This window comes from Pseudomonas sp. WC2, from assembly GCF_050586545.1.
In the GTDB taxonomy this organism is placed as follows: domain Bacteria; phylum Pseudomonadota; class Gammaproteobacteria; order Pseudomonadales; family Pseudomonadaceae; genus Aquipseudomonas.
In genome coordinates this window covers 268259-280992 of the sequence record NZ_JBOBDR010000003.1, presented here as the reverse complement: position 1 = coordinate 280992, position 12734 = coordinate 268259, and the positions used below count along the sequence as shown (strand labels likewise).

Below are 12734 nucleotides of genomic sequence, written 5' to 3'. Positions count from 1 at the left end.
GCGGCCTGATGGTTCAGGCAACCGAAAGGCAGTCATGGTGACGAGGGCTGAGGCAATGCGCTTTGCTGAGCTGGCCAGACACTTCGCCTGACCGGCCAGTTGATTATTGCTGTTTCGCGAATACGCTCGGCGACACGCCGAAAGCGGCTTTGAAGGCGCGGCTGAAATGCGCCATGTTGGTGAACCCATAACTGAGTGCAACTTCGCTGACGCTGCGCGATCGATCCTTGCTCAGCGCCGCCCGGCAGGCCTGAAGCCGTTGTTGCCATAGCCAGCGGGTGGCGGTGGTGCCTTCCATTGCGAACAGGCGGCTGAGCGCGCGCGTGGAGACATGAATGGCTTGCGCGATGGACGTCAGGTCCAGCCCGGTGTCATCCAGATGGGTCAGCAAAAACTGCTTGGCTTTGAGCAGTTGAGTGTCATGCCGGCTGCAATGACCGAGGTCAGCGAGATCGAACGCGCCTTCGAACGCGGTGGCCAGCACCTCCAGTAACGCATTGCTCAAGCGCTCGCCGCCGCGCGTTGGCAGAGGTTCGGTATTGAGCACTTCAACCATCATGTTTGCGGCCAGTCGGACCAGCGCCGATTGGCTATCGAGCGTACGACTGACCAGCGCTTCGGGTTTGGGCAGATGCTGGATCAGCCGTTCGCGGGGGATGGCAATGACAATCTGGTCGTCGCCGCGAGGAAACCGGCATTGGTAAGGTTCAGCACTGTTGAAAAGCACCAGATCACCGCGTCCCTGAATCGACTGCCGGCCGCGTTGTTCAACTTGCGCTACGGTGCTGAGGGTGAGGCAGAGAAAAAACTATTCGTCCCCGGCGTCCGCGTGTTTGCGTTCGTACTCGATAGGCGCGGATGAGATATGCGTCAGCAGGATATCGCCAAGTGGAGTGGCGCTGAGTCGACCATCGAAGGGCTTGTCGGACAAGGTGCGTTGGATGGTCAGGCCATAGGTGGAACACACGACTTCATTCCAGTAGTCGAGTCGCTCATTCGCCCGTAGCGACCGGGGAGGGTAGAGAATGGCCATCGTCTGCGTACCTGGTTCGGAGATAGGTTGAACCCGATCAGATGCTATCAGAGAACTGACGTGCGTCGCGGCAAGCGGAGCGATTGATGCGCGGGGGCGCGGGGGCGCGGCTGGTTTCGGCCTGCCATGCCCCCAACGCAATAGCCAGAACCGGTCATTTCAGCGGCGCGCATCCGACCAAGGTCTTCGGCTCCAGATACGCGCTCATCCCCCACTTGCCCATTTCGCGGCCAAGACCTGATTGCTTGAATCCACCAAAGGGAGCACGTGGCTCGTAGGCGAGGGTGTTGATGAGCACACGTCCCGAATCGATCTGGAGGGCGACGGCCATACAGCGTTCGGAGCTGGTTCCCAGCACCATCGCGCTCAACCCATAGTTCGAATCGTTGGCGATGCTGATTGCATCCGCGTCATCCTCGTAGGGGATGATCGTCAGCACGGGGCCGAAGATTTCTTCACGTGCGATGCACATTTGATTATTGGCATCGGTGAAGATCGTGGGTTTTACGAACCATCCGGCAGGCAAGCCTTGCGGGCGACCTTCGCCACCGGCCAATAACCTCGCGCCTTCTTCCTGGCCCGAGCGGATGTAGCCCTGCACCCGTTCCCACTGCTTGAGGCTTACCATCGGGCCGATATCGGTGTTGGCGTTTCGTGGATTGCCCGAATGAATCTGTGAAACAGCCTCCTGCGCAAGCCGTTCGAATTCTGCCAAGCGGCGGCGGGGTACGAGGATGCGCGTGCCAGCGATGCACGCCTGGCCGCTGTTGAGAAATCCGGCTTGCATGACTAACGGCATGACGGCCTGGAAGTCCGCATCGTCAAGCACCACGGTGGGGGACTTGCCGCCCAGTTCGAGCGTCACACGCTTCAGGGTGTCAGCACCGGTTTTTATCAGGTGTCGCCCGATCGCGGACGAGCCCGTGAACGAGATCTTGGCGACATCGGGATGTCGCGCGATTTCCTCACCGACGACATCGCCGCGCCCATTGACGATGTTGAACACGCCCGGTGGCAGTCCCGCCTCGTGCAACGCGCTGACCACGACCTGTGTCTGCAATGCGCTCATCTCGCTTGGCTTGATGACGGCAGTGCAGCCTGCTGCCAGCGCGGTCGCCAGTTTGTTGCAGATGAAACCCGCATTGCTATTCCACGGTGTGATCAGACCGGCAACGCCCACGGGCGTCAGAATGACCCGCGCCATGCCGACCTGCTCCTCAAAATCGAAAGCCTCCAGTGCATCGATGGCTTGCGCGATGACATCGGCGGGATAAGTCGCCATCGAGCGCGCGCGATTTGCCGGTGCGCCATATTCCACGAGGATGGCTTCCAGCAGCTCTTCCTGCTTTGCCGCCACGCTCCGATGCATGCGTTGCAATGCCGAAATGCGTTCTTCCCGGCGAGTACGAGCCCATGCCGGGAACGCTGCCTTGGCTGCTGCGATGGCACGCTGTGCGTCCAGTGCATCGCCCAACCGAACCTGACCAATGACGGCTTCGGTGCTCGGGTTATGAAGGTCAAACCATTCCTGGCCGTGTGGCACGACGAACTCGCCGTTGATATAGATGTGTTCAATGCGGTGCATGATGACTCCTCGCTCAAATGACTCGCTTGAATAGAGCCTTTGTGATGAAGTCTATGGAGGGTTCATTGATCCGATAAGCCATCCTTTGGCGTATGAATCATCCTTATTTTCAGGACAGTCCATGCACAGAACAGGAATGACCGAGCTGGAAGTCGTGCTGGCCGTCTCGCGCCGCTGCAGTTTTCGTGGCGCAGCGCAGGAGTTGGGCATGTCCACCACTGCGGTGAGCAGCGCGGTGGCGGGTCTCGAAGCACGCCTGAAGGTGCGTCTGTTCAATCGCTCCACGCGCAGTGTTGCCCTCACCGACGTCGGCCAACGCTATGTGGCGCGCATCGCACCGGCGTTGGCGCAGATCAAAAGTGCCGACGAAGAGGCCAGCGTCGGCCCCGATGAACCGAGCGGCGTATTGCGCCTCAATGCCCCGTATGGCGCGGCCTACTTGCTGCTCGAGCCGCTATTGAACCAATACGCTCAGCGCTATCCCGACGTATGCATCGACATCGTCAGCGAATCAAACATGGTCGACATCATCGCCGGAGGCTTCGACGCCGGTATTCGCCTGGCAGAATCAGTGCCGCAAGACATGATTGGCGTCGCCTTGTCAGGTGATGTGCGCATGCTCGTGGTAGCGACGCCCGAGTACCTCGAACGCCACGGCGTGCCCGAGCATCCGCGAGATTTGCTCGCCCACCGCAGTATTGGCATGCGCATGGCCCATGGTGGCCTCTATCAGTGGGAATTGGAGCGCGATGGCCAGAAGCTGCAGATGGATCTGCCAGTGCGCTTTGCCTCCAACGAAATGCTGGCAATCAAAGAGGCCGTGCTGTTGGGCCTGGGTATTGGTTTCATTTCCGAGTGGTTCGTTCAGGAAGAACTGGCCAGCGGTGCCTTGGTGCCAGTGTTGGTGCCGTGGTGCCCGTCGTTTGGCGGATTGATGCTCTACTACTCGGGCCATCGCTTCGTGCCGGCGCGGTTGCGCGCACTGATTGAACTGGCGCAGGAGTTGCGGGCCACTGCCGAAGTCGCGGGTATTTCGGGGCGATGACAACAGGTTTGAATCAGCCAACCTCCGGTACGGTGCGGTCGCCCGTTCAACTTTCAATTCATAACAAATAGCTCCTGATCAGAAATGGCGTTAGCATTCCATTCTTAGGGTTTAAACAGCTCGTTTTTCAGATCAGGGTCGCATTGTGGAAAAGCTAAAACGCCTTCAAAGCGGAATAGAAGGGCTCGATGCCCTGCTCAAGGGTGGGTTGGTCGAGGGGGCTTCATACATTATCCAGGGACGCCCTGGGTCTGGAAAAACGATCCTCGCGAATCAGCTGGGTTTTCACCATGCGAGCAAGGGCGGACGGGTGCTGGTCGCCACGCTGCTGGCTGAATCCCATGATCGCCTGTTTCAGTTCCTCTCGACGCTGAGCTTTTTCGACTCCTCAAAAGTCGGCGCTGAAATTCAGTTCGTCAGTGCGTTTGATACCCTGGAAAACGAAGGGCTGGACGAAGTGGTGAAACTGCTTCGACGCGAGATCAGTCGGCAAAAAGCGACCGTGATGGTCGTCGACGGTTTGCTCAATGCGCGCTCGAAAGCCGATTCGCCTATCGATACCAAAAAATTCATCTCGGAGTTACAGGGCCACGCCGCTTTCGCGGGGTGCACGGTGCTGTTTCTGACCAGTTCGCGTCTCGACGATGGCAGCCCTGAACACACCATGGTGGATGGTGTGATCGAGATGGGCGAAGAACTCTACGGCACGCGTTCCGTGCGTCGAATTCAGCTGCGTAAAACACGCGGCAGCGGCGCAATGACCGGCCTGCATGAGTGTGAGATCACTGACAACGGTTTGGTGGTTTACCCCCGTCTCGAAAGTCTTTACAGCCATCCGTCCGCTCCCGACAGCGCCGACCTGACGCGTATCCCCAGTGGCATCGCATCAATGGACGGCATATTGGGCGGAGGCTTGCACAGTTCCAGTGTGACGCTGGTCATGGGGCCATCCGGTATTGGCAAAACCACGCTGGGTCTGAAGTTTTTGTCGGAATCGACCGTGGAAGCTCCGGGTCTGCATTTTGGCTTTTATGAAAGTCCACAGCGCTTGCGTTTGAAAGGCCTGTCACTGGGCATCGATATCAAAGGCATGGAAGAGAGTGGGGCGCTGAGCATCGCCTGGCAGCCCACCACCGAGGGCCTGTTTGATGCACTCGGCGCACGGCTACTCAGTCTCGTCGAAGAAAAGGGCATCAAGCGGGTGTTCATCGATAGCCTGAGCGGCATGACACGACTCACGACCAATCCGGCGCGGATTACCGACTTCTTCAGTGCGCTGATGAACGAGTTGCGGTCGAGGGGCGTTACCGTATTTGCGTCCTGGGAGATGCGCGATCTGTTTGGCTCTGAGGTCAGCGCGCCCAACTCTGACCTGTCCAGTATCGTCGATAACCTGATGCTGATGCGGTTCGCAGAAAATCACTCTGAACTAAGCAGGACGCTTTCCATTCTTAAAGTACGGGACAGCTCCTACGACCCTTCTCGATTTGAGGTCGTCATTCACGACCAAGATGTTTTTCTGAAAAAGGCTTTAAGACATGAACCATCAGTCCCCACTGAGTCATCGCCCGGTTCAACATCTTAAGTCTTGGCGCGGGTTGAATTAACATGACCACCATCCTGGTCGTCGACGACGAGTATTTGATAGCCGACATTCTCAGTTTTGCACTGGAGGATGAGGGCTACATGGTGGTGACTGCCAGTAATGGTCAAAAAGGCCTGGAAGTGCTGGACAGAGAACGGCCGGCCCTGATCATTACCGACTTCATGATGCCGGTCATGGACGGCTTGGAGTTCGCCACCGCCGTTCGATCCCTTCCTTCGAGTGATCAGCTTCCCATCATTCTGATGAGCGGCGCGCAGGCGCACATCGGCATGGAGAGATCCGACTTGTTTGATGCTGTGCTGGCGAAACCTTTCGATATCGACTTGATCATTGCTGAAGTCAAGAAGCTCCTGGCCTCGCTCTAATCAGTCATTCTCAGCGCTTTTGCGCGGTTGCAGCGTTGTTCTAACGCTGCAACCGTGCCCTGCCACCCACCGCGATCAAACGATCTTCAAAGCACTCAACACAATCAGTGATTGCTCGGCAAATGCCTGAGCCTGTTCGGTCAGGGCGGCGATGTTGGCGTCGGCGGTGGTCAGCGGTTTGCCGTCCTTGACCAGCACTTCGCTCTGTTCGGCGATAACGCTCCAGACCAGTTGCGCCCATTCCGCCGGGTGCTGTTTACCTTGGCGGATGGCGATCAGGAACAGTTGCTGAAAGCGGCTGACCGGCACGCCACCGCCGGTAACCGGGCTGCTCAGCACTTGAAGGGTGTCGTTGAACAACGCGCGTTTGCACAGTTGCAGGTTGAACGCGGCGCAGCGTTCGTACACCTGCGCTTCGGCGGCTTCGCTCTGGCAGGGAGCGACGGCGCCCATGGCGATCAAAATGGCGATAGCTTGCTCGAGGTCGTCGTAGGCCATCGGCGCGACTTCGGCGAGCAATTGCTGCATGGTTTTCGCTTCATAGGTCTGGCCCGCCAATGCGTCGAGCACCGGGCCGTAGATCTCCGGTTGCAGTGTGGCTTCGCCGGCAGGGCCGCTGACGCTGGAGGCGACGTTTTCTGCCGGCTGCATCAGGATGAATCGGGTGTTGAGCATGCGCGACCGGCGCTCGGCGGCGGACAAGCGGTTGGCACCGCGCACATACAGATCGCGACGGAAAGCTTGGTTGACGAAGTAGTCCCGCGCTTGCTCACGCATGATCGGGTGCTCGATGCCGTCGAGGAAGGCCAGGCCTTCGGCGCTCAGGTTCAGCGCATCGACCGAGTCCAGCGGCACGGCGGTCGTGACGTAATCGAGCTTGGCCGGGGCCAATGCGTCAACCATGTCGGCGAAGTACAGGCAGTGCCAGTCGCGATTGAAATACTCATGGGCGACGTAATGGCGGTCCTGGCCTTTGATGGTCTGCAGTCGCGCGCCCAGGCTCGGCGCGGCAATAGCGTACTTGGGATTGGCCGCCAGCAGCGCCTCGGAAAACTCCAGCGCAGCATCGATGCGCTGATCCGGCCGCGTCGAGCTATTGGCAAAACGGTCGTGCAGGCTGAACAGTTGGCGCAACGGCGCCGAAGGCGACCAGCCCGGCAAGGCGTTGTAGCTGACGTACAGGTGACCGCCGGGTTTGAGATGGCGGCGGACGAATTCGACGATCAGTTTATGGTTGTCACGGCTGACCCAACTCCAGATGCCGTGCAGGCTGATGCTGTCGAATGGCGGCAAGTCAGGACGCGCCAGCAGTTGCTCGAAGCTGTCGTCATACAGTTTTGCGCCGTTGTTGCTGAGCGCTGCGAGTTCTATGGCATGGGCGGCCTGGCCCGGGTGGAAGTCCGTACCGACGAAGCCGCCCGGGTTGGCGGTGGCGTGGATATTGATCGACACACCCTGACCAAAACCGAGTTCGCAGTGATAACCGTCGGCATTGTCCAGCCCGGCGAAGCCGCGCAACAACAGGCAGTAACGCTGGAAAACCGGATTGATTTCCCGGCTATAGCTGTAGGTGTAGCCTTCGTCGGTGAAATAACCTTCGTTCCAGGCATTGCTCATGGGTGCAGCCTCTTGAATCAGAAATGAGGGGCAGGACGTGCGTCGTTCAATCGTGCGCTGTCCACCCGCATGTTGTCGGCAGGATCAAGCCAATCCATAGGGGCGATGCGGATATTTCGCTGACCTGCGGGTTGCCTGTAAAACGTTTTATGTTGATCACAAGCGCATGCCCATTTCCAGGGCGCGGGTCTCGAAGCCGAACTCTTTATACAGGCGCACCGCGCGTTCGTTGAATGGCCAGACCGTCAGGCGCAAGTCCTGCGCATCCTGCTTGATGGCCCAGTCTTTGACCCGTTGCATCAGCGCTTGGCCAATGCCTTTGCCCCAGAACGCCTCGGCGACACAGATCGAGCCGATGCGCACCACGTTCTGCGGTTGCATCAAAGGCCCGCTGCTGGCCGACACGTTGGCGGTAAGGAACGCAACGGCTTGATCACCTGCCTGCGCGAGAAACACCACCTGGCCCGGTTTCTCGAAAACCCCGGCCCAGTGCGGCAAGTCGCGGGCAACGTCTTCGGTGGCGGCGGCGTAGATATCAGGGCGGGCGGCGTGGTGGACCGAGTTGAGCAGTTGCCCCAGCTCGCACATGGCCAAGGCATCTTCAGCCGTGGCGGTACGGTAGGTGATGGTGTCTTCCATGGTGAATCCATTCCTTGAGTGTGTTGAGCCAATGCATCTGGGTTGCTTTTTTACGCCAATCTGTACATTGAAAGCTACCGCAATAAACCAATAATCGACGGCTCGAATCCTTGGAGTTTGGGCATTGTATGGAAGATTTACGCGTTGCTAGTCGTTCACCCGCCAGCGTTTGCGGGAGGCGCCCATGAGCCTGCATACGCGCACGCGACGCCTGACCGTGCCGCAACTGGTCGCCATGAAAGGCCAGCAGAAAATCGTTTCGCTCACGGCCTATTCCAGCGCCATCGCCAAATTGATCGACCCTGTCGTCGATTTCATTCTGATCGGTGATTCCACGGCCATGGTCGGCTACGGTCGGCCCTCGACCTTGAGCATGACCCTTGAAGAAATCATCGGCCACACGCGGGCGGTGGTCGACAGCACGCGGCTGGCCTGTGTGGTGGCCGACATGCCGTTCGGCAGTTATCAGGAATCCCCCGAGCAAGCGTTTCGCAATTGCGCTCAGGTGCTGGCGCGCACCGGTTGCGATGCGGTGAAGCTGGAGGCCAATACCGCGCTGGCGCCGACCGTCGAATTCCTCGTGGCGCGGGGCATTCCGGTCATGGCGCATATCGGGTTGATGCCGCAGTTCGTCAACGTCATGGGCGGATTCAAAGCGCAGGGGCTGACCGCTGAAAGCGGTGCGCGGATTGCCCAAGACGCCCGCGCCAATATTGACGCAGGCGCTTTCAGTTTATTGCTGGAAGGCGTGGCGGAGGGCGTCGCGCGGCAGATTACCGAGGATTCGAGCGTGCCCACCATCGGCATTGGCGCCTCGCCCGCGTGCGACGGGCAGGTGCTGGTCACCGAAGATGTGCTCGGCCTCGGCGGTGAGCAGGCGCCACGCTTCGTCAAACAGTATGCCGATGTCGGTGCGGTGATTCGTGACGCTTGCGAGCGTTATGCCGACGAGGTGCGGCAGGGCCGTTTTCCTGAGGCGCGGCATTGCTACGGGCTCTAGGCGTGGCTAGTTTTCAGCCTTGATCGCCTGCGCCAGTTGTTGCACGGCGCGGCCAATGTCTTTGTCCCAATCGAGGGTGTAGCTCAGGCGCAGATGCTGCTGCCAGGCGCCTTGCTGGCTGAAGATTTCACCGGGTGCGATGACGATCCGCTCGGCCAGCAAGCGCTCGAACACCCGACGCATGTCCACCGGGCGCGCAGCCTTTAGCCAGAAACTCGCGCCGCCGTGGGGGACGATCACCTCTAATTGGCCGTCGCCGTGCTGTTCCAGCAAGGCCTGCATCTGTCGCATGCGCTGGAGCAGCCGCGTTTGCAGGGATTTCAGGTGCTGGTCGATGCGCTTCGAGGCGTAGAGCCGGGCGATGGCTTTCTGTCGAGTCGGCGACAGGCGAAAGCCGCGCTGCTGAAATAGCTGCTGGAATTTATCGCCGTGCTGGCGACACAGAACATAGCCGTACGGCGCTTCCGGGCCGATGATTTTGTCGAACGTCGAGAACACCAGCAGTCTGTCCGGGTCGGCAAAATCCCGATAACGCGCGGGTGAGGGCGAGAAACATAATTCGCCCCAGGTATCGTTTTCGAACAGCCAGATCTCCTGTTCGGCGAGCCATTTACAGATCTGCTGTTTATCCTGCGCCGGCATCAGCGTGCCTTGGGGCATATTCACTGTGGAGGAGAACACCGCCAGTCGCACCGGGTCGCGCGCAAGCAATACGCCGAGCGCCGGCAGATCGAAGCGGCCGTCCTCGCCCAGTGGCATTTCGATCACGCGAATTCCCACTGCCTGCAAGGCCCGCAGAATTGCCCATGAGCAGGGCGACTCCACCAGCGCAACGCTGCCGCCAAGATTCAAGGCATTCAGCGACAACTCGAACACGCTGCGCAGATCGGCGCCGATGTAGACGTCGTCGGCTTGCCAATAGCGCTGAGCGGAGCGGGTGTAGCGTTCGGCCAGAACGCTGCGCAATTCGCTCTCGCCGAGTGACTGATAGAGCGGTGCGTGAGCGTGTGGATATTGGCGGACGAGTTCGCGTTCGATCGTCAACAGCGGGCCTTGCAGCGACAACAACATCGCCGGGGCATCGCTGCTGAGGGCGAGCATGCCCGGTTGCCGGGCGCTGGCGAACACGGTGTCGAGAAGGCTTTCAGAGCGGGCACTCACCGCTCGGCTCGGCGCCTCTCGGGTGAAATAGCCGAACCGGGCCTTGGCGTGAATGCGGCCCTCGTCTTCGAGCAGGGCATAGGCGTATTTGGTCGTCGACACTGATACGCCGAGGCGCAGGGCCAATTGGCGCAGGGACGGCAGTTTTTGCTCGGGCTGGCCACGGGCGGCGTCGATCAGACCGACGAGGTAGTGGTAGACCGCTTGATAGGCGAACGAAGTATCGGTGTGTTCCGTCAACGCTGTTTTCCTTGATTGTCAGCCATGTGCTGCCCAGCAAATCCTGTCGCTGATGGCCAACGGTACTACATTGCGCAAAACACGTGTTCGTCACCAATAAAAAGCCCGGCAAGCGCCGGGCCATGATGCTTGGGGCAGGGTTACGCCGCCATGTTGCCGGCGGCCATTTCCTTTTTGCAGGTGGCTTTCATGGCCTCCATCTGCAGGCCCAGTTCTTCGAGTTTTTCCTTGCCCAGCAGCTTTTTCGCTTGCGGGAACATTTCCGTTTCTTCTTCTTCGATGTGGTGTTCGAGCAGCTCTTTGACCACTTTCACCCGGCCGGAAAACTCCGGGGTGCCGGGGTCGGTGAGTTTCAGGTCAGGCAGCACCAGGGAGTCGACGGTGCGGTGTTCTTCCTTGGCCTCGAAATACATGATGTCCTGTTCCTTGCTGCCGGCTTCCTTGAAGGCGGGGTAGAGGATTTCCTCTTCGAGGCGGGTGTGGATCGAAATTTCCATTTCCAGTTTGCCCAACAGTTCGACGCGTTTTTTTAGCGCCCGCTCCGTCGAGTCGCTCAGTTGGCTAAGGATGTCTTTGACTTTTGCATGATCGGCTTTGAGAAGGTCGATGGCGTTCATGTTGAGTGGCCTCTGCTGTCACGGAGTGAACACAGGCGCGTTGTCTCACGGCGCTGTGAATGCTCTCAATCCATCGCATTTGTTGTGCCATGTTCATGGCTTACGCGCTGTCGCTATGGATCAATGGGTTACGCCATCAGCCGGCAAAATGCCTTCGTGCAGCCTGCATGAACAGGGCGTTGCCGGCAGTGCAGATCACCGCTTTGCCGCCCTTGGGCGCCGCTGATCCGAATCTGCAAAAGCCTTCTGAACTCGCTTTGGCATTGCTCTGCCGTATTGAGAACAGCAGCCATTTCAGTCAAGCGAACGAGGATTTCACCATGCGAGCAATGACCTATCACGGCGCCCATGACGTCAGAGTCGAAACCGTCCCGGACCCCATACTCGAAGCGCCCGACGACATCATCCTGCGAGTGACGGCCACGGCGATTTGCGGTTCTGACCTGCACCTGTATCGCGGCAAGATTCCGACCGTCGAGCACGGTGATATTTTCGGCCATGAGTTCATGGGCGTGGTCGAGGAAACCGGTTCGGCAGTGACGGCGGTACAGCGCGGCGACCGCGTGGTGATTCCGTTCGTGATTGCTTGCGGTGATTGTTTTTTCTGCCAGCAAGAACTCTATGCAGCTTGCGAAACAACCAACAGCGGCCCCGGCGGCGCGATGAATAAAAAGATCATTCCGCCGCCCGCAGCGTTGTTCGGCTACAGCCGCATGTACGGCGGCATTCCCGGTGGCCAAGCCGAACTGGTGCGCGTACCCAAAGCCAATACCGGCCCGTTCAAGGTGCCCGGGACGCTGTCTGACGAGAAGGTGTTGTTCCTCTCCGACATCTTGCCTACCGCTTGGCAAGCGGTGATCAATGCCGGTATCGGCCAGGGCTCAAGCGTTGCCATCTACGGCGCAGGGCCTGTTGGTTTGCTCAGTGCCGCGTGCGCCAAGATGCTCGGTGCCGAGCGGATTTTCATGGTCGATCACCACCCGTACCGGCTCGATTATGCGCAACGCACTTACGGCGTGATCCCGATCAACTTCGATGACGACGATGACCCGGCAGACACCATTATTCGCCAGACGCCCGGCAGTCGCGGCGTGGACGCGGTGATCGATGCGGTAGGCTTTGAGGCCAAGGGCAGCACCACGGAAACCATTCTCGCCAAGCTCAAGCTCGAGGGCAGCAGCGGCAAGGCGTTGCGCCAGTGCATTGCAGCCGTGCGTCGCGGCGGCGTAGTCAGCGTGCCGGGCGTGTACTCGGGGTTCATTCATGGATTTCTGTTTGGCGATGCCTTCGATAAAGGCCTGACGTTCAAGATGGGCCAGACCCATGTGCAGCGCTATTTGCCGGAATTGCTCGACTACATCGAGACCGGACGGCTACAGCCCGAAGCGATCATCACCCACCGGATGTCGCTAGAGCAGGTCGCCGAGGGTTATCGGATCTTCGACAAGAAAGAGGAAAACTGCCGCAAGGTCATCCTGACCCCAGGCAGCAGTGATGTGCCGCTGGCGCAAATGGAAGAAATGCCGCCCTTGGTGCCCGCCTGAATAACCTGATCGGGCGGGGCTTTGCCGAGTGCAAGCCCCGCGCCGACAGGCTTTACGCCGAACGCTGACTGATGTGTTTCGGACCTGCCAAGGCCCAGGCGATCAAGCCAAACAGCGGCACAAACACGATCAACACGATCCACACACCCTTATTGCTCGATTTCCCTTCGCTCTTGCGCACCCGATTGATGGCCCAAAGTTCGATTAGCAGAAGAACTGCCGCCAGTACGATCCACACGGTTTCGATTTGCATTGGCTACCTCCTGTTGGTCTGTGCGTTAG

At 59.2% G+C, this 12734-nt stretch carries 13 protein-coding genes and 1 pseudogene; 5 read left to right on the top strand and 9 right to left on the bottom strand.

Annotated features, from left to right (window positions below; translation table 11 throughout):
- Window positions 1-103: 103 nt before the first annotated feature.
- The 4 genes and pseudogenes from ACQ4OE_RS05175 to ACQ4OE_RS05160 all read right to left on the bottom strand — a co-directional run bounded on the left by ACQ4OE_RS05175 (window position 104) and on the right by ACQ4OE_RS05160 (window position 2618).
- A complete protein-coding gene (locus tag ACQ4OE_RS05175) occupies window positions 104-484 on the bottom strand; it encodes a helix-turn-helix transcriptional regulator (protein ID WP_430946050.1) in 381 nt (126 codons plus the stop codon).
- A pseudogene (locus ACQ4OE_RS05170) lies at window positions 485-793 on the bottom strand (helix-turn-helix domain-containing protein); the annotation flags it as partial.
- Window positions 794-808: 15 nt separating this feature from the next.
- Entirely contained in the window at window positions 809-1033 is a 225-nt protein-coding gene (locus ACQ4OE_RS05165) for a hypothetical protein (RefSeq protein ID WP_430945963.1), read from the bottom strand.
- 154 nt (window positions 1034-1187) lie between these two features.
- Window positions 1188-2618, bottom strand: coding sequence for an aldehyde dehydrogenase family protein (locus tag ACQ4OE_RS05160; RefSeq protein WP_430945962.1), 1431 nt, complete (start codon window positions 2616-2618; stop codon window positions 1188-1190).
- Window positions 2619-2739: 121 nt separating this feature from the next.
- Here ACQ4OE_RS05160 and ACQ4OE_RS05155 point away from each other — a divergent pair, with 121 nt between their 5' ends.
- The 3 genes from ACQ4OE_RS05155 (at window position 2740) to ACQ4OE_RS05145 (ending at window position 5634) form a co-directional block, all read left to right on the top strand.
- On the top strand, window positions 2740-3663 hold the full coding sequence (locus ACQ4OE_RS05155; RefSeq protein ID WP_430945961.1) for a LysR family transcriptional regulator: 924 nt from the start codon (window positions 2740-2742) through the stop codon (window positions 3661-3663).
- 142 nt (window positions 3664-3805) lie between these two features.
- The gene (locus ACQ4OE_RS05150) at window positions 3806-5248 is read left to right on the top strand and encodes an ATPase domain-containing protein (RefSeq protein WP_430946049.1); all 1443 of its coding nucleotides are present in this window, start codon (window positions 3806-3808) and stop codon (window positions 5246-5248) included.
- A 23-nt stretch (window positions 5249-5271) separates the two neighbouring features.
- The gene (locus ACQ4OE_RS05145) at window positions 5272-5634 is read left to right on the top strand and encodes a response regulator (protein WP_430945960.1); all 363 of its coding nucleotides are present in this window, start codon (window positions 5272-5274) and stop codon (window positions 5632-5634) included.
- A gap of 75 nt (window positions 5635-5709) precedes the next feature.
- On the opposite strand, the gene ACQ4OE_RS05140 is transcribed toward ACQ4OE_RS05145, so the two are convergent.
- Together ACQ4OE_RS05140 and ACQ4OE_RS05135 are read right to left on the bottom strand one after the other, a co-directional pair.
- Window positions 5710-7251, bottom strand: a complete 1542-nt coding sequence (locus ACQ4OE_RS05140; protein ID WP_430945959.1) for a methyltransferase regulatory domain-containing protein — start codon at window positions 7249-7251, stop codon at window positions 5710-5712.
- 156 nt (window positions 7252-7407) lie between these two features.
- A complete protein-coding gene (locus ACQ4OE_RS05135; protein ID WP_430945958.1) occupies window positions 7408-7890 on the bottom strand; it encodes a GNAT family N-acetyltransferase in 483 nt (160 codons plus the stop codon).
- A 184-nt stretch (window positions 7891-8074) separates the two neighbouring features.
- Between ACQ4OE_RS05135 and panB the strand changes: the two genes are divergently transcribed.
- Window positions 8075-8890 (top strand): 3-methyl-2-oxobutanoate hydroxymethyltransferase, encoded by an 816-nt coding sequence (gene panB / locus ACQ4OE_RS05130; protein ID WP_430945957.1) that lies wholly within the window; start codon window positions 8075-8077, stop codon window positions 8888-8890.
- Between the two features lie 6 nt (window positions 8891-8896).
- Here panB and ACQ4OE_RS05125 read toward each other — a convergent pair whose 3' ends face one another.
- Together ACQ4OE_RS05125 and ACQ4OE_RS05120 are read right to left on the bottom strand one after the other, a co-directional pair.
- Window positions 8897-10291, bottom strand: a complete 1395-nt coding sequence (locus ACQ4OE_RS05125; protein WP_430945956.1) for a PLP-dependent aminotransferase family protein — start codon at window positions 10289-10291, stop codon at window positions 8897-8899.
- A 140-nt stretch (window positions 10292-10431) separates the two neighbouring features.
- The gene (locus ACQ4OE_RS05120) at window positions 10432-10908 is read right to left on the bottom strand and encodes a hemerythrin domain-containing protein (protein ID WP_430945955.1); all 477 of its coding nucleotides are present in this window, start codon (window positions 10906-10908) and stop codon (window positions 10432-10434) included.
- 320 nt (window positions 10909-11228) lie between these two features.
- Between ACQ4OE_RS05120 and ACQ4OE_RS05115 the strand changes: the two genes are divergently transcribed.
- Window positions 11229-12452, top strand: coding sequence for a zinc-dependent alcohol dehydrogenase (locus ACQ4OE_RS05115; protein ID WP_430946048.1), 1224 nt, complete (start codon window positions 11229-11231; stop codon window positions 12450-12452).
- Window positions 12453-12504: 52 nt separating this feature from the next.
- Here the strand turns inward: ACQ4OE_RS05115 and ACQ4OE_RS05110 are convergent, their stop codons facing one another.
- A complete protein-coding gene (locus ACQ4OE_RS05110) occupies window positions 12505-12705 on the bottom strand; it encodes a PLDc N-terminal domain-containing protein (RefSeq protein ID WP_122595607.1) in 201 nt (66 codons plus the stop codon).
- Window positions 12706-12734: the final 29 nt, after the last annotated feature.